Source organism: Aeromonas sp. 602396 (genome assembly GCF_049173735.1).
Taxonomy (GTDB): Bacteria; Pseudomonadota; Gammaproteobacteria; order Enterobacterales; family Aeromonadaceae; genus Aeromonas; species Aeromonas veronii_A.
On sequence record NZ_JAAKSD010000013.1, the window covers coordinates 96,971 to 121,744 of the forward strand.

The 24,774-nt window shown below is 60.0% G+C and carries 25 protein-coding genes and 1 riboswitch; of the genes, 8 read left to right on the forward strand and 17 right to left on the reverse strand.

Annotation, left to right across the window (positions count from 1 at the left end):
- The first annotated feature begins 202 nt into the window (after positions 1-202).
- Positions 203-1,240 (forward strand): OmpA family protein, encoded by a 1,038-nt coding sequence (locus tag G5229_RS15560; protein ID WP_421209549.1) that lies wholly within the window; start codon positions 203-205, stop codon positions 1,238-1,240.
- A 92-nt stretch (positions 1,241-1,332) separates the two neighbouring features.
- On the opposite strand, the gene G5229_RS15565 is transcribed toward G5229_RS15560, so the two are convergent.
- Together G5229_RS15565 and G5229_RS15570 are read right to left on the reverse strand one after the other, a co-directional pair.
- Complete coding sequence (locus tag G5229_RS15565) at positions 1,333-3,027, reverse strand: NAD-dependent malic enzyme (RefSeq protein ID WP_386914962.1); 1,695 nt, start codon at positions 3,025-3,027, stop codon at positions 1,333-1,335.
- Between the two features lie 69 nt (positions 3,028-3,096).
- A complete protein-coding gene (locus G5229_RS15570) occupies positions 3,097-3,954 on the reverse strand; it encodes a helix-turn-helix transcriptional regulator (protein ID WP_421209552.1) in 858 nt (285 codons plus the stop codon).
- 120 nt (positions 3,955-4,074) lie between these two features.
- On the opposite strand from G5229_RS15570, the gene G5229_RS15575 reads away from it, so the two are divergent.
- Complete coding sequence (locus G5229_RS15575; protein WP_407956428.1) at positions 4,075-5,454, forward strand: MATE family efflux transporter; 1,380 nt, start codon at positions 4,075-4,077, stop codon at positions 5,452-5,454.
- Between the two features lie 123 nt (positions 5,455-5,577).
- The gene (locus G5229_RS15580; protein ID WP_005338382.1) at positions 5,578-5,826 is read left to right on the forward strand and encodes a YciN family protein; all 249 of its coding nucleotides are present in this window, start codon (positions 5,578-5,580) and stop codon (positions 5,824-5,826) included.
- 33 nt (positions 5,827-5,859) lie between these two features.
- On the opposite strand, the gene G5229_RS15585 is transcribed toward G5229_RS15580, so the two are convergent.
- Positions 5,860-6,981 carry a GGDEF domain-containing protein gene (locus G5229_RS15585; RefSeq protein WP_005349944.1) on the reverse strand — a complete coding sequence of 374 codons (1,122 nt, stop codon included), beginning with the start codon at positions 6,979-6,981 and terminating at the stop codon, positions 5,860-5,862.
- A 246-nt stretch (positions 6,982-7,227) separates the two neighbouring features.
- Between G5229_RS15585 and G5229_RS15590 the strand changes: the two genes are divergently transcribed.
- Together G5229_RS15590 and G5229_RS15595 are read left to right on the forward strand one after the other, a co-directional pair.
- Positions 7,228-8,625 carry a nucleobase:cation symporter-2 family protein gene (locus tag G5229_RS15590; RefSeq protein ID WP_040066712.1) on the forward strand — a complete coding sequence of 466 codons (1,398 nt, stop codon included), beginning with the start codon at positions 7,228-7,230 and terminating at the stop codon, positions 8,623-8,625.
- 103 nt (positions 8,626-8,728) lie between these two features.
- Positions 8,729-9,445: a lipoyl protein ligase domain-containing protein gene (locus G5229_RS15595; protein ID WP_181269070.1), complete on the forward strand. Its 717-nt coding sequence runs from the start codon at positions 8,729-8,731 to the stop codon at positions 9,443-9,445.
- A gap of 114 nt (positions 9,446-9,559) precedes the next feature.
- On the opposite strand, the gene G5229_RS15600 is transcribed toward G5229_RS15595, so the two are convergent.
- Positions 9,560-10,936, reverse strand: a complete 1,377-nt coding sequence (locus G5229_RS15600; protein WP_005338391.1) for an alanine/glycine:cation symporter family protein — start codon at positions 10,934-10,936, stop codon at positions 9,560-9,562.
- 107 nt (positions 10,937-11,043) lie between these two features.
- Positions 11,044-11,159: riboswitch (glycine riboswitch) on the reverse strand.
- A 507-nt stretch (positions 11,160-11,666) separates the two neighbouring features.
- On the opposite strand from G5229_RS15600, the gene G5229_RS15605 reads away from it, so the two are divergent.
- Positions 11,667-12,833, forward strand: coding sequence for a type III PLP-dependent enzyme (locus G5229_RS15605; protein WP_058059164.1), 1,167 nt, complete (start codon positions 11,667-11,669; stop codon positions 12,831-12,833).
- A gap of 68 nt (positions 12,834-12,901) precedes the next feature.
- On the opposite strand, the gene G5229_RS15610 is transcribed toward G5229_RS15605, so the two are convergent.
- Both G5229_RS15610 and G5229_RS15615 read right to left on the reverse strand, forming a co-directional pair.
- The gene (locus tag G5229_RS15610; protein WP_421209555.1) at positions 12,902-13,870 is read right to left on the reverse strand and encodes a calcium/sodium antiporter; all 969 of its coding nucleotides are present in this window, start codon (positions 13,868-13,870) and stop codon (positions 12,902-12,904) included.
- 125 nt (positions 13,871-13,995) lie between these two features.
- Positions 13,996-14,469, reverse strand: coding sequence for a peroxiredoxin (locus tag G5229_RS15615; RefSeq protein ID WP_421209557.1), 474 nt, complete (start codon positions 14,467-14,469; stop codon positions 13,996-13,998).
- A 126-nt stretch (positions 14,470-14,595) separates the two neighbouring features.
- Here G5229_RS15615 and G5229_RS15620 point away from each other — a divergent pair, with 126 nt between their 5' ends.
- Complete coding sequence (locus tag G5229_RS15620; protein ID WP_421209559.1) at positions 14,596-15,522, forward strand: phenylacetate--CoA ligase family protein; 927 nt, start codon at positions 14,596-14,598, stop codon at positions 15,520-15,522.
- A gap of 83 nt (positions 15,523-15,605) precedes the next feature.
- On the opposite strand, the gene yfcD is transcribed toward G5229_RS15620, so the two are convergent.
- Entirely contained in the window at positions 15,606-16,088 is a 483-nt protein-coding gene (gene yfcD / locus G5229_RS15625; protein WP_047435956.1) for an NUDIX hydrolase YfcD, read from the reverse strand.
- 203 nt (positions 16,089-16,291) lie between these two features.
- Between yfcD and G5229_RS15630 the strand changes: the two genes are divergently transcribed.
- Positions 16,292-16,510 (forward strand): DUF1107 family protein, encoded by a 219-nt coding sequence (locus G5229_RS15630; RefSeq protein WP_005338403.1) that lies wholly within the window; start codon positions 16,292-16,294, stop codon positions 16,508-16,510.
- Positions 16,511-16,562: 52 nt separating this feature from the next.
- On the opposite strand, the gene G5229_RS15635 is transcribed toward G5229_RS15630, so the two are convergent.
- From G5229_RS15635 to G5229_RS15680, 10 genes are all read right to left on the reverse strand, one after another.
- A complete protein-coding gene (locus tag G5229_RS15635) occupies positions 16,563-16,877 on the reverse strand; it encodes a DUF2845 domain-containing protein (RefSeq protein WP_005338404.1) in 315 nt (104 codons plus the stop codon).
- A gap of 188 nt (positions 16,878-17,065) precedes the next feature.
- The gene (locus G5229_RS15640; protein WP_005338405.1) at positions 17,066-17,677 is read right to left on the reverse strand and encodes an FKBP-type peptidyl-prolyl cis-trans isomerase; all 612 of its coding nucleotides are present in this window, start codon (positions 17,675-17,677) and stop codon (positions 17,066-17,068) included.
- Positions 17,678-17,827: 150 nt separating this feature from the next.
- Positions 17,828-18,553 carry a copper homeostasis protein CutC gene (locus G5229_RS15645; protein WP_421209561.1) on the reverse strand — a complete coding sequence of 242 codons (726 nt, stop codon included), beginning with the start codon at positions 18,551-18,553 and terminating at the stop codon, positions 17,828-17,830.
- Positions 18,554-18,594: 41 nt separating this feature from the next.
- Complete coding sequence (locus G5229_RS15650) at positions 18,595-19,497, reverse strand: ROK family protein (RefSeq protein WP_421209563.1); 903 nt, start codon at positions 19,495-19,497, stop codon at positions 18,595-18,597.
- Between the two features lie 108 nt (positions 19,498-19,605).
- The gene (locus G5229_RS15655) at positions 19,606-20,112 is read right to left on the reverse strand and encodes a GNAT family N-acetyltransferase (RefSeq protein WP_005358874.1); all 507 of its coding nucleotides are present in this window, start codon (positions 20,110-20,112) and stop codon (positions 19,606-19,608) included.
- On the reverse strand, positions 20,100-20,906 hold the full coding sequence (locus tag G5229_RS15660; protein WP_216951834.1) for a M48 family metallopeptidase: 807 nt from the start codon (positions 20,904-20,906) through the stop codon (positions 20,100-20,102). Before G5229_RS15660 ends, G5229_RS15655 begins: the two co-directional genes overlap by 13 nt.
- A 181-nt stretch (positions 20,907-21,087) precedes the next feature.
- Complete coding sequence (locus G5229_RS15665) at positions 21,088-22,062, reverse strand: PstS family phosphate ABC transporter substrate-binding protein (RefSeq protein ID WP_216951835.1); 975 nt, start codon at positions 22,060-22,062, stop codon at positions 21,088-21,090.
- A 178-nt stretch (positions 22,063-22,240) separates the two neighbouring features.
- Complete coding sequence (gene phoR, locus G5229_RS15670) at positions 22,241-23,536, reverse strand: phosphate regulon sensor histidine kinase PhoR (RefSeq protein ID WP_421209566.1); 1,296 nt, start codon at positions 23,534-23,536, stop codon at positions 22,241-22,243.
- Between the two features lie 8 nt (positions 23,537-23,544).
- Positions 23,545-24,234: a phosphate regulon transcriptional regulator PhoB gene (gene phoB, locus G5229_RS15675; protein WP_026457670.1), complete on the reverse strand. Its 690-nt coding sequence runs from the start codon at positions 24,232-24,234 to the stop codon at positions 23,545-23,547.
- Between the two features lie 101 nt (positions 24,235-24,335).
- Complete coding sequence (locus tag G5229_RS15680) at positions 24,336-24,749, reverse strand: VOC family protein (protein ID WP_167572379.1); 414 nt, start codon at positions 24,747-24,749, stop codon at positions 24,336-24,338.
- Positions 24,750-24,774: the final 25 nt, after the last annotated feature.

Sequence of the window (24,774 nt, forward strand, 5' to 3'; positions counted from 1 at the left end):
CATATGGCCTCCTTTTTATTGTCTTCCATGCCGCCCACCTCAGGCTATCTTTCCTCTTCCCGCATGGTTTCAGTGACATAGGTTCACTTATTGCCGCAATCCACACCTCTTGAGTGGTTAAAAACAACCCGTCACCTATACATAAGTGTGGGGTTTGACCAACAAGCAGCCCCACTAAACCACACATCGACGAGGATACGCGATGAACATAAGATTAAAACCTGTGTGGATTGCACTGGCATTGGCGAGCACAGGCGCACAAGCGGTACCGGTCCATGACTGGTATGCCGGGATAGGCGGTGGCTGGGCGATAGCCCACGATCTGAATGATTTCAGCCAGGATGTCAGCAAGGATGCGACTGCGCTCTCCCTGTTTGGCGGCTACAACTTCACGGAGAACCTGGGCGCCGAAATTGGTTACCTCTCCACCGGTGACTGGGATATCAGCGGCCATGACTTCAACAGCAAGGGAGCTACCCTGTCTGTGATTGGTCGTTTGCCGCTCAGCGAGATGTTCTCGGTGTTTGCCGAGGGTGGTGGCTATATCTATCACGTTGAATCGATCAATGGCGGGGACGACAACCTGGCACCGCTGGCAGGCCTGGGAGTGACGGCCCGGCTCCATGACTGGGTCGATCTCCAGGCCAGGTATCGTTATCTGGTCAGGGTCGGCGATGATCCTGACAATGACAAGGCAAACAGCGGCACCCAGCGCTGGGTCAGCGACATCAGCACAGCAACCCTGGAAGTAGTGATCCATCCCAATCGCAGCCAGCCGACAGAGCCGGCTCCCACGCCCGCACCGGTCGTGATCCCCCCGCCACCGGCCGAACCGGAGATGGTAGATCAGACCTTCAACCTCAGTTCCGATGTGTTGTTCGCCTTTGGCAAAGCGGACCTCAAACCGGAGGGGATGAGCGCGCTGGACGCTCTCTACCAGCAGATCGTCGACGTGCAGCCCAAGGATGGCAGTGCCGTCGTGATGGGATATACCGACCGTATCGGCTCGGATGCCAGCAATCAGAGGTTGTCAGAAGCTCGGGCCCAAACCGTTGCCGACTTTCTGATCAACAAAGGGCTGCCTGCCGACAAGGTAAGCATTCAGGGCAATGGCGAGAGCAATCCGGTCACCGGCAACCAGTGTGACGACATCAAAGCCAGAACCGCCCTCATAGACTGCCTTGGGCCGGATCGCCGGGTCGAGGTGCGCGTCACCGGCGTACAGGGCGCCAGCGAGTAGTTGATTTTGAGGCGATAACCATGTCAGACGTGCAGTAAAAAGGGACGCTTTCGCATCCCTTTTGCTTTGCCGTGGAATTCCCTTCTCCCCAATCAGAAGGAGGTGCGGCGGTAGCGGCGATACTCCGGATGCCAGAAGTTGGCTTCGATGGCCTGATCGATCACCTCGTCCGGGGTCTGCACCGCCTTGCCCTGCAGCATGGCGGTCTTGGCTACCATCTTGGCGATGTAGCGGGAGACCTGATGGATATCCGCCAGATCCGGCAGCAGGGAGCCCTCCTCCCCTTTCACCAGCGGCGAACACTCCGCCAGCGCACGACTGGCCGACATCAGCATGGCGTCGGTCACCCGGGTGGCGCCGGAGGCGATGACGCCAAGGCCGATCCCCGGGAAGATGAAGGAGTTGTTGCACTGGGCGATGACGTAGCGCTTGCCCTTGTGCTCCACCGGAGCAAACGGACTGCCGGTTGCCACCAGCGCCTGACCGTCGGTCCAGCGGATGAGATCTGCTGGCGTCGCCTCGACCCGGGAGGTGGGGTTGGAGAGCGGGAAGATGATGGGACGGGCACAGTGCTTGTGCATGGTCTTGACCACCTCTTCGGTGAACAGCCCCGGCTGACCGGATACCCCGATCAGGATGTCCGGGCGGCCGTGCTCCATCACCTCCAGCAGGGAGATGTTGTCCCCCACTGGCCAGTCTTTGATCCGCTCCACCGGCTGGGAGAGACGGCGCTGGAAGTCGAGCTGGTTGGGGATCTTGTCGGTGATAAGACCAAAGCGGTCCACCATAAAGACCCGGCTGCGGGCCTGCGCATCGGTCAGCCCTTCGGCCTTCATCTGCGCCACGATCTGCTCGGCGATGCCGCAACCAGCGCTGCCCGCACCGAGGAAGGCAACCCGCTTCTCGGAGAGCTTGGCACCGGAGGCCTTGCAGGCGGCGATCAGGCTGCCCAGCGTCACAGCCGCGGTACCCTGAATATCGTCGTTGAAGCAGCAGAGCTCGTTCTTGTAGCGGTTGAGCAGCGGCATGGCGTTGTTCTGGGCGAAATCCTCGAACTGCAGCAGAATATCGGGCCAGCGGCGCTTGACCGCCTGAATGAAGGCATCGACAAACTCGGCGTACTCATCCCCCGAGATACGCGGATTGCGCCACCCCATATAGAAGGGGTCATTGAGCAGTTGCTGGTTGTTGGTGCCCACATCCAGCACCACCGGCAGGCAGTAGGCAGGCGAGATGCCGCCACAGGCGGTGTAAAGCGACAGCTTGCCGATGGGAATGCCCATGCCGCCGATCCCCTGATCACCCAGACCCAGGATCCGCTCGCCATCGGTCACCACGATCACCTTGACGTTCTGCTTGGTGGCGTTTTGCAGCATGTCATCGATCCTGTCCTTGTCCGGATAGGAGATAAACAGGCCACGGGCGCGGCGATAGATGTTGGAAAACTCCTCGCACGCCTTGCCAACCGTCGGGGTGTAGATGATGGGCAACATCTCGGTCAGGTGGTTGTGCAGCAGACGGTAGAAAAGCGTCTCGTTGGTATCCTGGATGTTGCGCAGATAGATGTGCTTGTCCATGTCGTTGCCAAACGCCATGAACTGGCGATAGGCGCGCTCGGCCTGCTCTTCGATGGTCTCGATATTCTGGGGCAACAGACCTTCGAGGTTGAAGTTGCTGCGCTCTTCGCTGGTGAAGGCGCTGCCCTTGTTGAGCAAAGGGGTCTCCAGCAGGGCGGGACCGGCGTAGGGAATGTAGAGAGGACGTTTCTGGTTATTATCTTCAAACATGGATCTTGGTACCTAAACGGTTAGCTAGACGCAGGGACCCGCCGATCCTAGGGGCTTGTCTCATTAATTTCAAAGAGTTTGCACATCCGTTGCAAAAGGTTTGCGACCCAGTCGACGAAAGGCGCCGGGGGTCTGACCAGTCAGACGACGAAAGCGGTTGGCAAAGTTGGCCCCATCGCTGTAACCGACCCGGGCCGCCAGCTCGCCAAGTGGCCAGTTGGTATAGAGCAGCAGCTGGCGCGCCTTGTTCATTCTGAGCTCGGTCACCCTCGCCATCGGCCCCATACCGAACGCTTGCTGACAGAGGCGATGCAGATGAGGCACGGAGCAAGCCATCTGTTCGGCCAGCAGGGCGACACTCCAGGGCTCGTCCAGGCGCGCCTCCACCCGGCGAAACAGCGCCTGCAATCTGAGTTCAGGGGTGCCGCGCACCTCCCCTTGCAGGGTACGCTCCAGCAGCGCCAGCAACAGGCTGAGCAGTTGGGGTTGCAGCGAAGAGCGAACCCCCTCCCCCTGCATCAGGCTGAGCAGATGATAGAGCTGATCGCCGCCATCCCCTTGCCAGATACGGTGACCAAGGCGGTGCAGGTGCTGCCAGCGCGGCACGTCATCGAGCAGAATCCAGCTGATCTGCCAGCTTTCGCCAATCAGCTTGAGACCGCCGGGGACGGCGGCGGGCAGGAAAATCAGCGACCCGGCCGGAATGGCTTGCTCCCCCTCTTCGGTGAGCAGCGCGCCCCCTTCATCGTGACTCACCATCAGGATGTGAAACTCGGGGCGATTGCGGCGGATCAGGTAGTGATCCCGCACGCGGGAGAGGCCGGTCAGGAAGATCCCTGCCTCGCCGAGCAGGGGGAGCCCCTCTCGCCCCAGCATCCGTTCTTCACAGGCTGGCGCTATCTCCAGACACTCTCTGGCAAATGGCATAACACCTCAAAAGGATAGTTTTACACAAGAAAATCGAGATCTACTCACAGTGGTAACTGCTCTACACCCCCTTATCATAACCATGACAACCCTTGCTTTTCTCATACCCGGTTAACAACTATGAATTATTGGCAAGCGATTTTAAAACAAACCACCGATCGCGAGTTCATGACCCGATTGTGGCGACTGGCCCTGCCCGTCTCGCTGCAATCCATGATGTTCTCCCTGCTTGGCCTCATCGATATCATGATGGTGAGCCAGCTTGGTACCACAGCTGTGGCGGCGGTCGGCTTGGGTAACCGGGTCTTCTTCTTCAATCTGCTGGTGATAGCGGGCCTCGCGGGCGGGGTCTCGGTATTGGCAGCACAATACTTCGGGCGCGGGGAGATGGCCGGGGTACGCCGCTCCTTGGCGCTGGCCATAGTGGGCGCCCTGCTGGTCACCCTGCCCTTTGCCTTCATCTATGTGTTATCACCGGGCAGCGTGCTCGGCTTTGCCAGTCAGGATCCGGCGCTGCGGGCACTGGCGGATCAATTCTTGATGATCACCGGCGCCACCATCCTCTGTACCGCCATCGTGGTGCCGCTGGAATCAGCCCTGCGCTCGGTGGGCAATGCCGCCGCGCCGACCCGGATCGGCATTATCGCCATCATCGCCAACGTCATCCTCAACTACGCCCTCATCTTCGGTCACTTCGGCTTCGAGGCGATGGGGGTGGCCGGTTCGGCCTGGGGCACCACCATTTCCCGGCTGCTGCAGACAGCCCTGCTGCTGCTCTACGTAAAGCGTTATGAAGCGCGCCTGATCCCGCGCGCACCAGACTGGCTGGCCGCCTTCAAGCGCAAGGAGGTGGTGCGCTTTACCCTGATCGCCCTGCCGCTGCTGTTCCACGACGGCCTATGGGCCTTCGGCATGCTGATTTACGGCTTTCTCTATGCCCATCTTGGCACCGATTCGCTGGCCATCATGACCACACTCGGCACCCTGGAGAGCATCCTTATCTCCCTCTTCTTCGGACTGGCGGTGGCCTGCTCCACCCTGCTCGGCCACCGGCTCGGGGCCGAGGAGTACGAGGTCGCCTGGCAGCACTCCCAGCTGTTCCTGCTGCTGGCACCGATTGGCGCGCTACTGGTGGGGATCATCGTCTGGCTGCTGCAAGCCAACCTGTTGCAGTGGGTCGGCAACCTGCCCCTTGGGCTGATGACGGAGGCGGGTCAGGTGCTCGGCATCATGTGTCTCGGGATGCTGCTCAAGGTGTTCAACATGGTGGGGATCATCGGGGTGCTGCGCTCTGGCGGCGATGTTAACTACAGCATCTTTATCGACATCGTCGGCATGTGGTGCATCGGCATCCCGCTCGCCTGGGTGGCGGTCACGCTGCTCGGCTGGCCCCTCTCTTGGGTGGTGGCGGTGGTCTTGCTGGAGGAGCTCAGCAAGGTGTTGCTGGTGCAGCGCCGTATTCGCCAGCGCTGCTGGTTGAAGAATCTGGTGATCGGATAAACAGCCACAAATCGGGGTCATATCAATGACAGAAAAACCCTGTTTGCAGTATGCTGGGCGCCTCTTCAATCAGAGGCAGGGATCCACGATTTCCCTGTCCAGTAGTCGTTTAAGGAGACGAGCATGCAACCACAGAAAGAGCTGATCACCGAGACGGCCCTGCTTGAGATGGCCAACAAGATCATTAAAGAGCATGAAGACTTCATCCACGGTATGCGCGCCGATTCGGTGGAGCAGAAGGGGGATATTCTGGTGTTCAAGGGGGAGTATTTCCTGGCCGAAGATGGCACCCCGACCGGCAAGACCATGGCGGTCTTCAACATGTTCAAGCTGCTGGCCCAGCAACTCTCCGGCAAGTACAAGCTGGCCTGATCTAGCCAGCACATTGCCAACAGGATGCCGCCCTCAGGCGGCATCTGTTTTTGCGCGGTTCTGCCCCTCGACCACCACGCAGTTGCGTCCCGCCATCTTGGCCTGATAGAGACACTCGTCGGCACGGTTGATCAGAATATCGATGGTGTCATCGGAACGAGCCATGGCAATCCCGATACTCACCGTCACCTCCAGCAATTCATCCGAAGTGGGACTCTTCACCAGCCGCGCCTCAACGGCAATGCGCAGCCGCTCGGCCATTTTGCTCGCCAGCGCCGGATCGGCACAGTTGTGCATCAGGATAGCAAACTCTTCGCCGCCATAACGCCCCAGCACCATGTCAGGCTCCAGCTGCTCGCCCAGGGTGGTCGCCACCTCCTTGAGCACCGCATCCCCCGCCAGATGGCCGTAGATATCGTTGATCCGCTTGAAGCGATCGAGATCCAGCAGCATCACCGCAAAGGGCTTCTTCTTGAGTTGCAGCCGGATTCTGGCCTGCTCCAGCTGCTTCATCAGCAGGCGGCGGTTCATCATGCCGGTCAGCTCATCAGTGGTCGATTCCCGATATAGCCGCAGCAGCATATTGAGCTGGCCACACTGCACCCAGCAGCTGGCCATGGTAAACATGCCGAGCACCCACACCTGATTCAGAGTGGCCTGACTCCAGATGCTCTGGCCCACCAGCAGCCAGTGGCCCAGCAGCATGGTCACCAGCACCACGCCTGCCAGCTGCAAGCCGAGGGAGAGGGGGATGGGGAAGATGGCAAACAGGGTGATCAGCAGATAGGGAAAGGCCGCATAGCCCGCCTGCAACTCCTGTCCGGCGCCAAAGCTGTTCAGGCAAAAGAGGGAGAAGAGCATCATCACGGCCATCAGGTAGCCAAGGGCCAGCTTCATTCGCTCCCGCTTGAAGTGGATGAGGTACGAGAGCGGAATAAGTGGCGAGAGCGCCAGGGTGCAGAAGATCCTGGCCTGAAACAGCTGCTCGAAATGAACGGCGGGCAAGGTCAACCAATCCACTACGGCCCAGGCGGGCAATCCGAGCATCAGCAAGCAGGTCAGCAGGCGCAAACGCACCGTCATAAACCCCATGCGAGTACGAGTAAAATCTTCGGAGTGAACCCTCGCACTCCAGAACTCTGACAACTTGAGCATCCAGAGTCTCCACGATGAATACTGAGGGCTCATTCTACACCTACAAAGTGGTAAAAATGTCATTAGCGGGGAGAATAAAAAGGAGAGGTCGGTCACACAAACCGACAGATGATAATCGCAGCGCGCAAACGTTTCAACCCATCAAAAAATAAACCTTTTTTTGCATAATTAGCGCTGGTCAGCCTCATTTCAATCACTACAATAGCGCCCAATTTTCTCCCCCTCCCCACACTATTCGAGGTACTTATGGAACAGGCTGCTGTCACACGCGCCAATCGAGAGGCCCATCCCCCCAGGCGAGCCCATAGCGAACTGGTCTATGGCATAGAGGATGTCCCGCCTCTGCCCCAGACGCTGTTCGCCGCCCTGCAGCATATGCTCGCCATGTTTGTCGCCATCATTACCCCGCCCCTGATTATCGCCAATGCCCTCGGCCTCCCTGCCGCCGACACCCGTTATATCGTCTCCATGTCGCTGGTCATGTCCGGCATCGCCTCCTTCATTCAAACCCGCCGCTTCGGCCCCATCGGTTCCGGCCTGCTCTCGGTACAAGGTACCAGCTTCAACTTCCTCGGCCCCATCATCGCCTCAGGTCTCGCCCTCAAGCAGGCCGCCATGCCCACCGAGGATCTGTTAGGCACATTGTTCGGCACCATGATGGTTGCCGCACTCACTATCGTGGTGATGAGCCGCTTCCTCCATCTGGTGAAACGGATCATCACCCCGCTGGTCACCGGCATAGTGGTGCTGCTGATCGGCCTGACCCTGATCAAAGTGGGCCTGATCAGCATGGGCGGCGGCTATGCAGCCCTCTCTGATGGCAGCTTCGCCAGTCACACCAACCTCTTCCTCTCCCTGCTGGTGCTCGGCCTTATCGTGTTGCTGCAACGCAGTCGCAACCCCTGGTTGCGCCTCTCCGCCATCATGATCGCCATGCTGGCGGGCTATGCCGTGGCCCTGCTGTTGGGCAAAGTGAGCGCCCCCACCTTCGACGGCCCGCTGGTGATGGTGCCCATTCCGCTCCACTACGGTCTCGGCTTTGACTGGCAGCTGTTCGTGCCGCTCGCCATCATCTTCGTGGTGACGGCGCTCGAAGCGATCGGCGACATGACCGCCACCTCGGATATCTCCGGCGAGCCACTGGAAGGGCCTGTCTATATGGAGCGGATCAAAGGCGGTGTGCTGGCTGATGGTGCCAACTCCATGCTGGCGGCAGTTTTCTCCACCTTCCCCATGTCCACCTTCGCCCAGAATAACGGCGTCATTCAGCTGACCGGCGTCGCCAGCCGTCACGTCGGGCTCTTTATCGCCGCCATGCTGGCCCTGCTCGGCCTGTTCCCGGCGGTCGCGAGTCTGGTGCAACAGATCCCCGAGCCCGTGCTGGGGGGCGCCACTATCGTGATGTTCGGCACCATCGCCGCCGCTGGCGTGCGCATCATTGCTCGCGAGGAGCTGGATCGCCGCGCTCTGATGATCCTGGCAGTGTCGCTGGCCATGGGGCTGGGAGTCGCGCAGGTGCCGGAAGTGCTGCAACACCTGCCGGAGCTGGCCAAGAGCGTGCTCTCCTACGGTGTCGCTACCGGTGGCATTACCGCCATCGTGCTCAACCTGTTGCTACCCAAGCGCGAAGCGCGTCACTCCTGAGACATCGTCCACCGATAGCCAACCCAAGCCCCGCACTTGCGGGGCTTTACCTTGCCTGTCGCCACGGGTAGTGTGCTGGGCAGCCTTTTTTGAGGATGCCGCCATGCCCTATCGCCTGCTCTCCCCCCTTCCCGATACCGCTTCACCCGCACAGATACTGGCGCAAGAGCAGCGCTGGCTGCGCGACTGTGCCCATGACGGCCAGCCCCGCGCTCACCTCTGGCAGGCGCCCCAATGCCTGATTGTCACTCGCAAAGATACCCGCCTCCCCCATTACGAAGCCGCCTGCCAGCAACTTGCAGCTGAAGGCTGGCCGGTACATGTGCGCGACAGCGGCGGTACCGCCGTGCCCCACGGGGCGGGGATCCTCAACCTATCCCTGCTGCTGCCCCGCACGACCACAGACCTCGCCCACTACTACCGGCTGCTGGGGACGCCGCTACTGACCCTGCTGGCAGAGTACGGCCTTGAGGGAAGCTATGACTTCGTGCCCGGCTCCTTTTGCGATGGTCAGTACAATCTGGTGATCGGGGGACGCAAGATCACCGGCACTGCCCAGCGCTGGCTGGCGCCGGGGCAGGATCACCAGGGCGCCGTGCTGGCGCAAGCCATGCTGCTGGTGGCGGGTGATGTGGATGAGGGAACCAGGATGGCGAGCCGCTTCTACGAGCTGGCGGGCGGCGAGCTGCGTTTTATGGCGGGAACCTCCACCACGCTAGCAAGCTGCATCGATTGGCACGGTAGCGATCAGGCACTGGTAGAGAAAGTGCGAGCACGTCTGGATAGCCTGCTGAGCGAGGGGCTATCTCCCTCATCCTGACCTTATCCCGAAGGGAGAGGGATAGTCCCCATCCTTAGACACAACGCACAAAAAAGCCACGACCGGAGTCGTGGCTTGTTCTTTTCAATGGGAACGTGAAACGGGCCGAGGCGCTCAGGCCGTCTGCGGCTCCGGCTCGGCTTCGCTATCCAGATCCCGGCTAAAGTAGGCGCGGGTCTCGGCGATCACCACATGGCGCAGGCCAATCAGGCCGATGAGGTTGGGCACCGCCATCAGGCCGTTAACGATATCGGCCAGCAGCCAAATCATGTCCAGATGGAGGAAAGCACCGCTCGCCACCAGCGCCAGATAGACCAGACGATAGGGCTTGATCGCCTTCACCCCGAACAGGTACTCGGTGCAGCGCTCGCCGTAGTAGTTCCAGCCAAGGATGGTGGTAAAGGCGAAGAACAGCAGCCCAATGCTCACCAGATACTGGCCGACATGAGCATCGAGCCCCTGGGCAAAGGCCAGACTGGTCATGGCCGCGCCGCTTGCATCGCCGCTCCACACGCCGGTCACCACCAGGGTCAGGCCGGTCATGGTGCAGATGATGATGGTGTCGATGAAGGTACCTGTCATGGAGACCAGCCCCTGCTCCACGCACGAATCGGTCTTGGCCGCCGCCGCCGCGATGGGCGCAGAGCCCAGTCCCGATTCGTTGGAAAAGACCCCGCGCGCCACCCCGGACTGAATGGCCAGCATGATGCTGGCACCGACGAAGCCGCCGGTCGCCGCATGGCCGGTGAAGGCACTCTCGATAACCAGCATGACGGCATCGGGCAAGGCGCTGGCGTTGTTCACCAGCACACCCAGACAGGCGACGATGTAGAAGATGGCCATGAAGGGCACCACCTTGCTCGACACGCTGGAGATGGATTTGATCCCTCCCAGGGTCACCAGCGCCACGATCAGGGTCAGCACCACGGCGGTCGCTTCACGGGGCACCGAGAAGGAGAGGCTCATGGCATCGGAGATGGCATTGACCTGCGGGAAGGTACCGATGCCGAAGAAGGCCACGCCGATACCGAACAGGGCAAACAGCTTGGCGAGCGGTTTGGAACCGAGCCCCTTCTCCAGATAGTACATGGGGCCGCCAGCCATCTGGCCGTTGGCATCCTGCTCGCGGTATTTGACCGCCAGCAGGCACTCGGCATACTTGGTAGCCATGCCGAACAGTGCCGCCATCCACATCCAGAACAGGGCACCGGGGCCGCCGAGCTTGATGGCGGTAGCCACCCCGACGATGTTACCGGTGCCAATGGTGGCAGAGAGGGCGGTACAGAGGGCGCCGAAGCTGGAGACATCCCCCTGCTTGCCCTGCCCCTGATCGCGGCCAAAGACCAGCCGCAGAGCGAGCGGCAAGCGCACGACCTGAAGCAGACCCAGACGCAGGGTGAGATAGATACCGGTCCCGACCAGCAGGATCAGCAGGGGCGGCCCCCAGATAAAACTATCGATGGCGGTTAACGCCGATTGAATTGATGACATGCATCCTCCTTAAGAAACATAAATTAAGGAGGAGAAGGATGATCTTCCCATAGGTGTCGCGATCGGCCAGAGGCGATCGGATGCGGGCCAAGCCCAGGTACAACCATCCCATCCCCTCTGTCCTTTTGCCTGAGAGTTTCCGGCGCCAGCCTGCCCTTGCGGGTAGTCATGGTGCCTTGCTCCTTCGGCGCCCGATTTAACGGGTCTCTCCAGAGTATCGTCCAGTAGCAGTCCACACCGGTTGCCCGGTACCTGAAAGATTCACTTCTTCGGTGGATGGTTGCCCATCGCTCTCCTGCTACCTTCATCCGAACTAGTTTGGATTAGGAAGTCGGCATGTTAATCCAAAAAATGTGAGCTGTCTCGCACTTGGCCGCCCCCATTTATATTTTTTTAGTGACCACCAGAATCGCAGCAAGAATGTTAAATGTTAGTTAACTATCAACAAGTTAGGCTTTCACGGATCAAATGTGGCCCAAACGGGAAAAATGGCGGATAGAGAACAGTGATCCCTCTCGTTTCGCCAAGAAAATCTTGCCGACATATCCAATCAAAATGCTTGCACACAGAATCAATAAGCCGATAATCCGCTGCATAACCAAGCACTTTGTTATCAATTTATGCACTGTGTTCGGTTGGTCCCACCGGACCGCTCGCCTGACCCGGCCGTCGCCGGTTCAATCGCATATGGCTTGGGCATATCACGCCCCCTAAGGATGACCAAAAGAGAATGAACGAGACCCTGGTTGCAAAAGATGTGGTCGCACAAGATTACCGTCAGCTGGTTGAACAATTCGGCTCCCCCCTGCTGCTGCTCGACAAGGCAGCCGTCCGCAAACAGTATCGGGCCCTGGCCGCCGCCCTGCCCGATGTACGATTGCACTATGCACTCAAACCCCTGCCCCATGAGGCGGTGGTCTCTGTCTTGAAGGAAGAGGGGGCCTGTTTCGATCTGGCCACCAATGGCGAAGTGGATCTGGTGCGCAGTCAGGGGGTTCGCCCGGGACGTTGCATTCATACCCATCCCATCAAGCGCGACAGCGATATCCGTTATGCGCTGGAGTTCGGCTGCACTGTGTTTGTCTACGACAACCCGCTGGAGCTGGAGAAGTTCATTCCCTACAAGGACGAAGTGAAACTGCTGCTGCGGGTCAGCTTCCCGAACCCCGAGACCAAGGTCGATCTCTCCAAGAAGTTCGGCTGCACTCCGGAGCAGGCGCTGCCGCTGCTGCAACTGGCCCACGCCAAGGGGATCAAGGTGATGGGGCTGTCGTTCCACGTCGGCTCGCAAGTGCCTCATGCCCGTCGCCATGTGCAGGCCATCGACGCCTGCCGCGAGATCATGGAGCAAGCCTGGGCGCTCGGGCTCAAGCCCTGGGTGCTGGATATCGGCGGCGGTTTCCCGGTCGATTATGAGGGGGGCGAGTTCGATATCGACGGCTTCTGCGCCCCGATCCGCGAAGCGCTGGCCAAGCTGCCCGCTACCGTGCAGAAGATTGCCGAACCGGGCCGTTTTATCAGTGCGCCGGCCATGACTTCGGTATCCAGCGTGATGGGCAAGGCCCACCGTGGCGACAAGATCTGGTACTACCTGGATGATGGCCTCTACGGCAGCTACAACGGCCAGCTCTATGACCACGTCACCTATCCGGTGAGCACGCCTTATGCCAGTGGCGAGCTGCATAACTCGGTACTCTCAGGCCCCACCTGCGACAGCGTGGACGTGATCCGCGATGGCATCATGCTGCCCGATCTGGCTATCGGCGAACTGGTGGTTGGCAAGGTGATGGGCGCCTACACCTGGGCCTCCGCCTCCACCTTCAACTTCTTCCCCAAGGCCAGCATCCTCATTCTGGACAGCAGTCAGAAGGGGCAGAAACTGGTGGCCGTCGCTTAAGACCGACACCTGAATGCAAAGAGGGGAAGCCAGGCCTCCCCTCTTTCGTTTTATCTTGCCAGATCTGGCTAGACGAACTGACTGGTCAGCAGCCAGCCGGTGTAGGCAACGAAGCAGGTGAGCAACCCCCCCCCCTCCAACCGGTTGATACGGCCCTGCCCCTTGCGGCCCAGACACATCACCAGCAGCAGCAGGGTCAGTCCCATCATGATGCTCCAGTCGCGGGAGAGCACTTCCGGCGCCACATCCAACGGATGAATACCCGCCGCGATCCCCACCACCGCCAGGGTGTTGAACAGGTTGGAGCCCAGCACGTTGCCAAGGGCCAGATCATGCTCGTTCTTGCGAATGGCGATGAGAGACGAGGCCAGCTCCGGCAGGGAGGTTCCTATCGCGACTATGGTGAGACCAATCACCAGATCGCTGATACCAAGCGCCTGAGCGATGGTCACCGCCCCCCAGACCAACAGGCGGGAAGCACCGATCAGCAGCACCAGCCCGGCCACCAGCCAGAAAACGGCGCTCTTGATGGACATCCCCTCGCTCTCGATATCCTCGGCGGTCTCGGTATCCAGCGCATCTCCCTTGCCATTCATGCCAGCCCAGATCGACCAGCCCATCAGGGCAACGAAGACGGCCCCCAGAATGACCGCATCCATCCGGCCCAGATGACCATCAATCAGCAGGGCACCTGAGAGCAGGGTAATACCGAGCAGGATGGGGATCTCCTTGCGCACTACCTGAGAGGCCACCGCGATAGGGCTGATCAGTGCCGTCAGCCCCAGGATCAGCGCGATATTGGTGATGTTGGAGCCATAGGCATTACCAAGCGCCAACCCGGGATTGCCCTGGGAGGCCGCCAGCGCCGAGACCACCATCTCAGGGGCCGATGTACCAAAACCGATGATCACCATGCCGATCAGCAGCGGTGGCATCCCCGCATAACGGGCGGTCGCCGCAGCACCATCCACAAACTTGTCAGCACTCCAGACCAGCAGCGCCAGTCCGGCAATCAGGGCAACAACAGCCAGGGTCATAACATCTCCATCCCATCGCCAGTAAGCAACAGAGTCAGGACAAGCTCCTGACCCAATTCAAAAGTGGCGCCAGTGTAACGAGCCAGCCTCCCATTTCAAGGAAAAATCAAACTGCGATTAACATTTCACAGCACAGCCAGCAGACTCGCGGCATCGGAGACCTCAAACTTGCCAGGCGCCTCCACAAACAGCTGCTCGACCACGCCATCGTTGGCGATCAACGCAAAGCGCTGGGAGCGGATACCTCCAAAGGCGCCGGTATCCTTGGCCAGACCCAGCGCCCGGGTCCAGCTGCCGTCGCCATCCGCCAGCATGGTGATCGCCTCGGCATTCTGGGCCGTCTGCCAGGCCCGCATCACGAAAGCATCGTTGACCGACAGACAGCAGATGGCATCCACCCCTTTGGCCATAAACTGATCGGCCAGCACCACATAACCGGGCAGGTGGGCATTGGAGCAGGTGGGAGTAAAAGCACCGGGCACGGCAAACAGCACTACTTTTTTACCGGCGAACAGCGTCTGGCTATCCCGCAGCTGCTTGCCCTCGGCGGTGATAAAGGTAAATTCGCCCGAAGGCAGAGTCTGACCCATCGCAATCATTGTGCTCGTCCTTAAGTGGAGGGAGGAGGCCCCAGTCTACCCCACTGCCGAGCTGTGACACAGACCTCCCTTTGCCGGGATCATTTGAACTAACCTTGAGCAGGATCAGCCGACCAAGGAAGCCTCATGCAGCACTATTACGATGGACTGGAAATTCGCCCCCCTGCCTTGCGCGAACAACAGCAGCTGGAGCAGCTCAATCATCAGCTTACCCATGTCAGTCAATATTGCGCCGGTTACTCCAGCGTCTATCGCCAGTGCCGCCTCGAGGATCTGGCAGAGCTGGCCACCCTGCCACTGCTCGACAGCAAAGAGCTGTTTGCCGCCCAGCAGGCTCACCCTCCGTTCGCCGGACTCACCGGCCGCCCCGCCAGTCAGGCGTTGCGGGTCTTCTCCTGTCCGGGCCAGCTGGCCATCCCCGAGTATGCGGGAGCAGACTGGTGGGGGGCCGCTCGAGCGCTGTTTGCCGCCGGCTTCAAGCCGGGTGAGGTAATACTCAATGGCCACGACTATCATGCTGGCCCCACCGCCTTTATCTTCGATAACGGCGCCCGCCAGCTGGGGGCTCCCGTGGTACCCTGCGGCCCCCACGATACACAGCGCCAGCTGGAGGCACTGCTGCGCTATCAACCCACCGGCTATGTCGGCCCGCTGGTGACCCTGCTCGACCTGCTGGAAGCGGCCGAAGCGGCGGAGATCCCGAGCGACTCGCTGCGCCGCGCCCTATTGTGCGAAGCAACCCATCCCGAAACTGCACCGCTGCGCGCCATTCACGGCATTGCGGCCCTCAACTGTCTGGTGTGGCAGGATGTGGGGGTGGTGGCCTACGAGAGCCAGCCCGGTCAGGGCTTTATCGTCAATGAGAGCTGCATCATCGAGATCATCGATCCCGCCAGCGGCAATCCCGTGAGTGGCGATGAAACAGGCCAGCTGGTGGTGACCCGACTCGATCTGGAGTATCCGCTGCTGCGGCTAGCCACCGACTGGCAAGGGCACTGGCTCGCCAAGCCGAGCGCTTGCGGGCGCACCAACCGACGCCTCAAGCTGGCGTAGCAGACCAAGTAAATGCACAAAGGCAGACGGGCAGCCATCAGGCTGCCCGTCTTGTCTCTGGCGAAGAAAATGTGCGGCGCTTGTCAGCGTCTCGCCTGCCAAGTGGCGATGGCGAGCAGGGAGTCGGGGGTAAATTCGCTGGCACGCTCCGCGATCTCGGCCAGGCTCATCCAGTGCACCGCGCTCACCTCTTCGGCCTGCAACTGCAGCGGCCCCTGATAACGGCAACTGAAGAGGCCACCCCAGACCCGGTAGCCCTCCCCTTCCGCATAAAAGCTGCCAAAGCCCTGCAGAGGAACATCCATAATCCCCAGCTCTTCGGCCAGCTCGCGGCGGGCGGAGCGCTCCATCTCCTCACCGGTGGTGACCACGCCACCGGCGCAGGCATCCAGCATGCCGGGGCAGAAATCTTTGCTGAGGGTGCGTCGCTGCACCAGGATCCGATCCGCGTCGTCGAGCACCAGAATATAGCTGGCGCGATGGCAGAGATTCTCCCGCCGCACCTTGGCTCGCTCGGCCACGCCAATCACCCGGTTATCCTCGTCCACCACATCAACCCATTCCACGCACAGGCCCTTTTATTTGTTCCATTCAAGCCCGCAGTATATCGGTGCGGTGGTTTGTCATGGCACAACTTTTTCGATGATGCCGTCAATTTGCCGAGCTCACTGGCAAAATAAGGATTCATGCAAATCTTTATAAACCGTCATATCAGTGTCATCGACCGACACCATAGTGTGCCCTGTCCAGGCAATCAGGGAACCGTGTGATGAAGGTATTCAAGCAGTTATCCCCACGGCAGATCGCTCGCTACATCAAGAGCTTTCATCGAGGCTATTTTGCCATCGAGTCGCTGGGGACATTTGAATTCAACGCGGGTAGGATCAGCCTCCATGGCCTGACCTGCCGCCAGCGGCTAAGACTGGCTCGCCAGATCAATCTGGCGGTCAGACAACTTGGTCACCGCGACCCCTTGCCGGACATGTGAGTCAAAGGGTCTTGCCCTACTGTCTGTTGTGCATCCATGCTTTGCCCGCCGGCTACTGGCCGCGCGGGCCGTTTTCGATATCGGTAATGATGCCGTTGCGCACCGTCACAAAGCGCATGAACTCGTTCTTGCCGAAGTTGTAGGTCCAGCGTTCACCATATTTGACCTGCACCATGTTGCCAAACTGGTTCTCCTCGTTGCGGTTGAGCTCTTCACGCAACATCGGCTCACCGCACTTGAGCAGCATCTCGGCGGTGGTGTCTCCCTCGGTGATCAGGGCGTTCTTGCAGCGCATGGCATCAGCACTGGCCGGAATGCTCAGCAGCAACAGAGCAAGCCCCGCTACTTTCTTCATCTTCTTGCTCATCGGGTTCTCCTTATCCTCTCTAATGAGTCGCAGTATGCCTGTTCCCGTTTCTGAAAAAACCAGTAAAAAGCGCAAAAGTGCCGCCCTTTTCTGCTCTCCAGCCCGCTGGTCGCGACAAATGCTGTCTATCACATAGCCCAAAAACAAACGGCGACCCGAGGGTCGCCGTTTGCATCAAGCCAGCAGGATCACAGGATGTCCAGCAGCTCGACTTCAAATACCAGTGCAGAGTAAGGCGGGATGGAGCCCGCGCCACGGGCACCGTAGGCCAGATCGTGGGGGATGTAGAGCTTCCATTTGGAACCAACCGGCATCAGCTGCAGCGCTTCAACCCAGCCAGCGATCACGCCGGTCACCGGGAATTCAGCCGGCTGGCCGCGAGCGACGGAGCTGTCGAATACGCCACCGTGGGTGAAGGTACCGTGGTAGTGCACACGCACGGACTGACCGGCTACCGGAACGGCACCGTTGCCTTCTACCAGCACTTCGTACTGCAGACCGGAGTCGGTCACCTTCACTTCAGCGCGCTTGGCGTTATCAGCCAGGAAGGCTTCGCCGTCAGCAGCGGCGGCCTTGGCGGCGGCTTCCTGCTCTTCTTGCATACGCGCAGTGATGACCTGGAAGGCATCATTGATATCGTCACGGCTGACCGCGAACTCCAGACCATTCAGGGCATCTGCCAGACCTTGTTGCAGGGCCGGGATATCCAGACCGGCGAAAGCTTGCTGCGCCAGCTGATCACCCATGTTGCGGCCGATGCCATAGCTGGCCTTCTGTTCGATAGAGTCGTATTGGGACATTGAGATGTTGCTCCAGATCCATGTAGTAAAGAGGCGGGATAATATCAGACTTTTGGCCTGGGTGCTGCCGGGGGCGCCCCTGATTTCCCCGTCAGTGGGAGGAACTTCACACAAGATGCGGATGAACGCCGCCCAACGGCGGCGATCTGCTTAACCGCGATCCAGCAAGGCTCTGACCGCAGCCACCTTGGCGCCATCGGTGATATTGACCCGACCATCATCCGAAGTGCCCATATTCACTCCGTGCGGCACCATGCCACCGCGCCAGCCCATGCCGGACATATGCACTTCGCTCACCCCGGTGAACTCGATGATGGTACGCACGTTGTCGGCATTGACCCCGGCGCCCGGCATCAGGCTGGCACGTCCCGCCAGCGCCTGCTGCATCTCCTGCAGGGTCTCGAGCCCAGCCAGCGCGGTTGCGGCGTGGCCCGAGCTCAGAATACGCTCGCAGCCGGCCGCGACTATGGTCTCCAGATCCAGACGCCAGTCGGAGGAGAGGTCGATGGCGCGATGGAAGGTGACCCCCAACGATCCTGCTGCATCCACCAGCTGTTTGAGCTTGGCGGCAGGCACCCGCCCCTCCTCATCCAGCAGACCGACCACCACCCCTTGCAGCCCCGCAGCGCTTGCCGCCGCGATATCTTGCAGCATCATCTCGAACTCACCGTCGTTAAAGCAAAAATCCCCGGCGCGCGGGCGGATCATGGCATAAACCGGCACGGTGGCATGGCGGGCCGCCTGCTGCATAAAACCGTAGGAGGGGGTCAGACCACCGAGACCCAGCGCAGAGCAGAGCTCGATGCGATCCGCCCCGGATTGCTGGGCGGTGAAGAGGGATTCCAGGTTGTCGATACAGATTTCAAGACGGGTCATGAGGACTCCTTTTTCGGGGAGATCAGACCCCACATCTGATCTCATAGATTGAGCAAGGCTGCGCCGCGCACACCACCGGCACCACCGAAGCGGGCCTGGCGGATCTCGGGCAGGGCGACCCCGGGCAGCAAGTGACCGGGCAGACGCAGCGGCAGCTGTTCATAGAGGGCGGGCAGGCCGCTCAGGCCGCCCCCCAACACCACCGCCTCGGGATCAATCACCGAAATGGCGGTGGCAAGCCCGGCGGCCATGATCTCCAGCCAGCAGTCGACCGTCTCGACCGCATGGGGTTCATGGGCCTCGAAGCGTCCCACAATCTGGTGACCCGTGGCGCGCTGGCCATGGAAATGGTGATAGAGACGCTCCAGACCGGTGCCGGAGGCATAGGTTTCAAAACAGACCAAACGGCCGCAGCCGCAACGGGGACGGGGCAACTCGGGGTACTTCATCAGCATGGTCGCGGGCAAGGGGTAGTGACCAATCTCGCCAGCCAGCCAGTTGCGCCCCTGAATAAGCTTGCCCGCCAGATAAACGGCGCCGCCGATGCCGGTGCCGATGGTGACACCAAGCGCACTGCCTGCGCCGTCGGCGGCACCCTGATGCACTTCGGACCAGAGGAAGCAGTTGGCGTCGTTATCCACCTTGACCGGCCGCTCCAGCAGCTCGGCCAGATCGGCGCCCAGATGGCGACCATTGATGGAGGGCAGATTGGCCGCCACTATGCTGTGATCCTGGCTGTTGATGACACCGGGGAAACCGATACCGACCGAGCCCCGAGCGCCGAAGCGGGCATCTGCCTGCTCGACCCGGGAGCGGATCAGCTGCTGCAACCCCTCGTAATCGTTGCCCGGGGTACTCATGCGCTCCTCGTGGCAGAGGTTCAATGCACCGTCATAGACCGCGAAGGCGATCTTGGTGCCACCGATATCAAAGCCGTAATACATGCCAGCACTCCCTTGTCAGCCCGTGTTTATCCAACTCTGTTTCAAGGGGGACATTGTATTAATTCGCAAAAAAAATAAAGTGACCGGGGACGAAAAACGGGAGAGTGATCAGAGCAAACGGCTCATTTGTCGCTGCAGGCAGGGCTGCCCGAGGCTTATCAGGGTGCGCTCTGCGCCATCAAAGACGAAGCCGCGGCGCAGGTAGAACCCCTCGCCGATGTGGTTGCCATCGAGCAGCCACAATTTGACGCTATGGCAACCGGCGCGGCGCATCTGCATCGCCACCGCCTGCCACAGCCGTTTGCCATAGCCTTGTCGCCAGTGGTCGGGATGGAGGTAAAATGCGCGGATCAGGGCGCTGCTCTGCCCCGCTTCCTGCTGTGGTTGCCAATAGAGCAGGCCAATCACTACCTCATCGAGACAAAGCAGCATGGGCCTTGGGCCCGGCTCGGCCAGACGGCTCTGCCAAATCTGTAGATGAGCGGTAACGTCCAGCTGCTCCAGCAGGTCAGCACCGAGCACCTGGCCATAGGCAGCGAGCCAGCTGGCTCGCTGCATCACCGTCATGGCGGCGGCATCATCGCTGCGCGCCATGCGCAGGCTTATGCCTTGCATTGGGGCACCAGACCATTGGCGCGGGCCTGCTCATAGAGCGGCAGCACTTGCGCCTGTTGCGCCTGCAACTCGGCGATCCGGTTCTCGTTGCTCGGGTGGGTGGAGAGCAGTTGCGGCGGGGTGTTGCCACCGGCAGCGGCACTCATGTTTTGCCACAGGGGGATCGCCTCGGCCGGATTGAATCCGGCGCGCGCCATCAGCTCAAGCCCGAGCCGATCCGCTTCGCTCTCCTGAGTACGGCCATAGGGCAGCATCACTCCGACCTCAACCCCGAGGCCAAGGGCGGCCATGGTGGCGCCGCGATACTCGCTGGTGCCCATGGCAATGTCCGCAGCCGCCAGACCGATCCCCGCCAACTGGCTGCGTGAGAGTCGCTCGTTGGAGTGCTGGGCCAGCACGTGAGTCAACTCGTGACCGATGACGGTCGCCAGCTGATCCTGATTCTTGGCCACCTTGAGCAGGCCGCTGTAGACCCCGATCTTGCCGCCGGGCAGGGCGAAGGCGTTGACCTGCTTGGAGTCAAACACCACCACTTCCCAATTGGTGATGCCATAGCTGGCCGGCACCTGGGCGGTCACCGCCTTGGCGACACAGGAGACATAGGCGTTGAGTTTGGCATCCTTGCTCACCTTCTCCTGCTTTTTCATATGCTCGAAGGAGTCGGCACCAAGCTGGTTCATCTGCTGGGGGGAGTAGAGCAGCATCTGGCTGCGGCCAGTCGGCGACTGGGCGCAGGCGACCAGCAGGGAACTACAGAGGGCTACCAGGCCAAACTTGGAGAGGGACGCAATCATGAAGGGATCCTTTGCCATAACGTTGCCCTATTCTCGGAAATGCAGCCCTGCTACGCAAGGGAACCTGCCCCCGGCTGGCGGAAAAACATCCATCCAGCGCTATTAACAGAACTGACAGTCACCAAAAACAAAACGAGCCCGATTGGGGCTCGTTTTATCAGTAGATGCTGGCAGCAAGCGGTTACATGATGCCCAGCTTTTTCAGATCCGCCTGCACCACCTTGGCCGGTACCGGTACGTAGCCATCTTTGGCAACGATGTTCTGGCCCGCCTTGGAGAGCATCATCTTGACGAACTCCTGCTCCATCGGAGAGAGCGGCTTGTTCGGATGCTTGTTCACGTAAACGTACAGGAAGCGTGACAGCGGATATTTGCCGGTGATGGCATTATCGGCAGTAGCATCGACAAAGGTCTTGCCATCCTTGGAGAGCGGAATGGCACGAACGCCGGAGGTAACGTAACCAATACCGGAGTAACCGATACTGTTGAGGGAAGCGGAAACAGACTGCACCACGGAGGCGGAACCCGGCTGCTCGTTCACACCGCTCTTGAAGTCACCATTACAGAGCGCATGCTCCTTGAAGTAACCGTAGGTGCCGGATACCGAGTTGCGACCGAACAGTTGCAGATCCTTGCCGGACCAGCTGCCATCCAGACCCAGATCAGACCACTTGGTAGCCGCCTTGGCTTCGCCGCACTTGAGTGTGCTGGAGAAAACGGCATCAACCTGCTGCATGGTCAGCCCCTTGATGGGGTTGTCCTTGTTGACGAATACCGCCAGGGCATCGACGGCAACGCGGATAGCGGTCGGCTTGTAGCCATAACGCTTCTCGAACGCTTCGATTTCACCGGCCTTCATGGCGCGGCTCATGGGACCAAACTGGGCAACCCCTTCGGTCAGGGCGGTCGGTGCGGTAGAAGAGCCGGCCGCCTGGATCTGGACATTGACGTTGGGGTAGACACGCTTAAATTCTTCTGCCCACAGGGTCATCATGTTGGCCAGAGTATCAGAGCCGACAGAGGACAGGTTGCCTGAGATACCGCTGGTCGGAGTGTAATCCGGCAGATCCTTGTCGACACCATAGGCCAGGGTGCTGGCAGAAAACAGGGTTGCTGCGGTAAATCCTATTACACCAGCCAGTTTGTTGAGTTTCATCCAATCTCTCCAAAGTTACAGAAGGTCCGTTCTTAAGACGGCGCCAGTATCTGACCTGGCAGTGACAAATTTATGGATTAAATGTGACACTTTAATGACATGACAACAAAGTTGCACAAATGCAGAGAGGGCCCGCATTGTGGCCCTCTCGAATTTACTAACCCATTGTCATAAAAGGCTATTTTAACACCACCATACGAGCCGGTATCATGAAGCTGAAGCGACTGCCAAGGCCGACACGACTTTCAATCTCGAGCTGACAGTCATGATGACTGAGGGCATGCTTGACGATGGCAAGGCCGAGTCCGGAGCCACCGGTGTGGCGGGAGCGGGCCTTGTCGACCCGATAGAACCGTTCGGTCAGCCGCGCCAGATGCTCGGGGGCAATCCCCTCCCCCTCATCCCTCACGGCAAACAGCGCCATTGCCCCCTGCTTGCGCCACTCCACGCTGATCTTGCGCCCTGCCGGTGTGTAGTGGATGGCGTTGTAGACCAGATTGGAGACGGCGCTGCGCAGCTGCTCCTTATCCCCGCGCACAAACAGGTCTGGCTGCACCATGAATTCGATCTGGTGGGCCCGTTCGCCCGAGAGCGCCCGCGCCTCCTGCTCCAGCAGTCCGAGCATGGCAGGCATGTCCACCAGATGGGAGAGATCAACGGTCGGTGCCGCCTCGATGCGCGACAGGGTGAGCAGCTGGTTGACCAGATTGTCCATCCGGATGGTCTGCTCCATCATCACCCGGTGCGCCTTGGCCCACATGGCAGGCGGGGGCGGATTTTCAGTCATCTCCAGATAGCCCTTGAGCACGGTGAGCGGAGTGCGCAGCTCGTGGGAGACATTTGAGACAAAGTGCTTGCGGGTCTTCTCCAGACTGCGCAGGCGGGTGACATCGCGTACCACCAGCATCGCCTGATCGGAGGCGTAGGGCATAATGCGAAACTCGAGAAACTTCTCTTCGTTGATCGGAGAAGTCATCTCCAGTGGTTCATCATAGCTCCCCTTCCCCAGATAGGCGGCAAAGGCAGGATGGCGGATCAAGTTGCCAATGTGCTGACCTGCATCTTCCGGCCAGCGGAAACCGAGCAGTTGCTCTGCCAGCCGGTTGCACCATAGGATGCTGCCATCTTCGCGAAACACCACGGCCGCATCGGGCAGCGCCTCGGCCCCCTCCCGAAAGCGGCGGATCAGCCCCGCCAGCTCGCGCCGCCGAGCCCGGTGACGCTGTTGCAATTTGTAGATCCCGTTGAAAATGTGCTCCCAGCTGCCACTGCCGTTAGGTGGTACCAGGCTGCGGTCGTGCCACAGCCAATCAGACAGCCGCTTCTGAAAACGGTAATGCCAGCCCAGATGCAACACTGCCGCCACCAACAGGCAGAGGGCAAGATGATCAATCAACCAGCCAACCAATGCGAAGGGGGCGTAGAAAAACGCCATTCGCCACAACTGTCGCCGCCAGGCGTAAGGTTGCAACATAACTGCCTCTAGAGACGGGTTGAGAAGCGGTATCCGGCTCCACGCACCGTCTGGATCAATCTGTCGTGCCCTGTCTCTTCAATCGCCTTGCGCAGGCGCCGAATATGCACATCCACGGTTCTGTCCTCGACGTACACATTGGTACCCCAGACATTGTTGAGCAACTGCTCACGGCTATAGACCCGCTCGGGGTGAGTCATGAAGAAATGCAGCAGCTTGAATTCGGTCGGCCCCATGTCGAGCGCCTTCTCCTCGGCACTGACCCGGTGGGAGACGGGGTCCAGCTTGAGCCCCTGCACCTCGATCACCTCGTCTACCGAGGTGGGGGAGACTCGGCGCATCACCGCATGGAGGCGAGCGGTGAGCTCCTTGGGCGAGAACGGCTTGGTGATATAGTCGTCGGCACCGGCCTCCAGACCACGCACCTTGTCCTCCTCCTCACCGCGGGCGGTGAGCATCACCACCGGGATCTGGCGGGTCACCTCATCCTGCTTGAGCTGTTTGATAAACTGGATGCCACTGCCGCCTGGCATCATCCAGTCCAGCACGATAAGTTCCGGGTAGGGTTCACGCACCTTCGCCAGTCCGTCGGCGAAATCTTCCGCTTCAATCGTCTCATACCCCTTCTGCTCCAGCACGAAACAGAGCATTTCGCGGATCGGTGCTTCGTCCTCGACCACCAGAATTCGCTTAGCCATTCCCTTCTCTCTCCTCTGTGAAGATGGGTGCGCCAATTATTAGAATTTTCTGTGACACTTTTATGACTTTATGACAGGCGGGATGATAAACGTTTTCAGATTCAGTTGGCAGCAGCGCGTTGCAGCAGGTCCCAGCGGTTGCCACTGATATCCTCGAACACTACCACGGTGCCGTAGGACTCCTGTCGAGGCTGTTCACAAAAATGGACACCATACTGCTGCATCCGCCGGTAATCCCGCCAGAAGTCATCGGTCTCGAGGAACAGAAATACCCGTCCGCCACCCTGTTTGCCAATGGCGGCCAGCTGCTCCGGGGTCGCAGCCCGCGCCAGCAGCAACGAGGAACCCGAGCTGCCAGCGGGAGCAACCCGCACCCAGCGTTTGCCCGGTTTGCCCGGTTCGTCGAGCCGGGTATCTTCCAGCAGCGCAAACCCCAGCCCCTCGGTGAAAAAGGCGATAGCCTCGTCATAGTCGGCCACCAGCAGGGTCAGGGCACCAATAGATTGTCTGGTCATCTTGCTCTCGTCTTTAACATGTCAT

Excerpts from the sequence above, each read along its gene's own strand:
- G5229_RS15560 (WP_421209549.1), top strand. The coding sequence starts at position 203 with ATGAACATAAGATTAAAACCTGTGTGGATTGCACTGGCATTGGCGAGC.
- G5229_RS15565 (WP_386914962.1), bottom strand. The coding sequence starts at position 3,027 with ATGTTTGAAGATAATAACCAGAAACGTCCTCTCTACATTCCCTACGCC.
- G5229_RS15570 (WP_421209552.1), bottom strand. The coding sequence starts at position 3,954 with ATGCCATTTGCCAGAGAGTGTCTGGAGATAGCGCCAGCCTGTGAAGAA.
- G5229_RS15575 (WP_407956428.1), top strand. The coding sequence starts at position 4,075 with ATGAATTATTGGCAAGCGATTTTAAAACAAACCACCGATCGCGAGTTC.
- G5229_RS15580 (WP_005338382.1), top strand. The coding sequence starts at position 5,578 with ATGCAACCACAGAAAGAGCTGATCACCGAGACGGCCCTGCTTGAGATG.
- G5229_RS15585 (WP_005349944.1), bottom strand. The coding sequence starts at position 6,981 with ATGCTCAAGTTGTCAGAGTTCTGGAGTGCGAGGGTTCACTCCGAAGAT.
- G5229_RS15590 (WP_040066712.1), top strand. The coding sequence starts at position 7,228 with ATGGAACAGGCTGCTGTCACACGCGCCAATCGAGAGGCCCATCCCCCC.
- G5229_RS15595 (WP_181269070.1), top strand. The coding sequence starts at position 8,729 with ATGCCCTATCGCCTGCTCTCCCCCCTTCCCGATACCGCTTCACCCGCA.
- G5229_RS15600 (WP_005338391.1), bottom strand. The coding sequence starts at position 10,936 with ATGTCATCAATTCAATCGGCGTTAACCGCCATCGATAGTTTTATCTGG.
- G5229_RS15605 (WP_058059164.1), top strand. The coding sequence starts at position 11,667 with ATGAACGAGACCCTGGTTGCAAAAGATGTGGTCGCACAAGATTACCGT.
- G5229_RS15610 (WP_421209555.1), bottom strand. The coding sequence starts at position 13,870 with ATGACCCTGGCTGTTGTTGCCCTGATTGCCGGACTGGCGCTGCTGGTC.
- G5229_RS15615 (WP_421209557.1), bottom strand. The coding sequence starts at position 14,469 with ATGATTGCGATGGGTCAGACTCTGCCTTCGGGCGAATTTACCTTTATC.
- G5229_RS15620 (WP_421209559.1), top strand. The coding sequence starts at position 14,596 with ATGCAGCACTATTACGATGGACTGGAAATTCGCCCCCCTGCCTTGCGC.
- G5229_RS15630 (WP_005338403.1), top strand. The coding sequence starts at position 16,292 with ATGAAGGTATTCAAGCAGTTATCCCCACGGCAGATCGCTCGCTACATC.
- G5229_RS15635 (WP_005338404.1), bottom strand. The coding sequence starts at position 16,877 with ATGAGCAAGAAGATGAAGAAAGTAGCGGGGCTTGCTCTGTTGCTGCTG.
- G5229_RS15640 (WP_005338405.1), bottom strand. The coding sequence starts at position 17,677 with ATGTCCCAATACGACTCTATCGAACAGAAGGCCAGCTATGGCATCGGC.
- G5229_RS15645 (WP_421209561.1), bottom strand. The coding sequence starts at position 18,553 with ATGACCCGTCTTGAAATCTGTATCGACAACCTGGAATCCCTCTTCACC.
- G5229_RS15650 (WP_421209563.1), bottom strand. The coding sequence starts at position 19,497 with ATGTATTACGGCTTTGATATCGGTGGCACCAAGATCGCCTTCGCGGTC.
- G5229_RS15655 (WP_005358874.1), bottom strand. The coding sequence starts at position 20,112 with ATGCAAGGCATAAGCCTGCGCATGGCGCGCAGCGATGATGCCGCCGCC.
- G5229_RS15660 (WP_216951834.1), bottom strand. The coding sequence starts at position 20,906 with ATGATTGCGTCCCTCTCCAAGTTTGGCCTGGTAGCCCTCTGTAGTTCC.
- G5229_RS15665 (WP_216951835.1), bottom strand. The coding sequence starts at position 22,062 with ATGAAACTCAACAAACTGGCTGGTGTAATAGGATTTACCGCAGCAACC.
- phoR (WP_421209566.1), bottom strand. The coding sequence starts at position 23,536 with ATGTTGCAACCTTACGCCTGGCGGCGACAGTTGTGGCGAATGGCGTTT.
- phoB (WP_026457670.1), bottom strand. The coding sequence starts at position 24,234 with ATGGCTAAGCGAATTCTGGTGGTCGAGGACGAAGCACCGATCCGCGAA.
- G5229_RS15680 (WP_167572379.1), bottom strand. The coding sequence starts at position 24,749 with ATGACCAGACAATCTATTGGTGCCCTGACCCTGCTGGTGGCCGACTAT.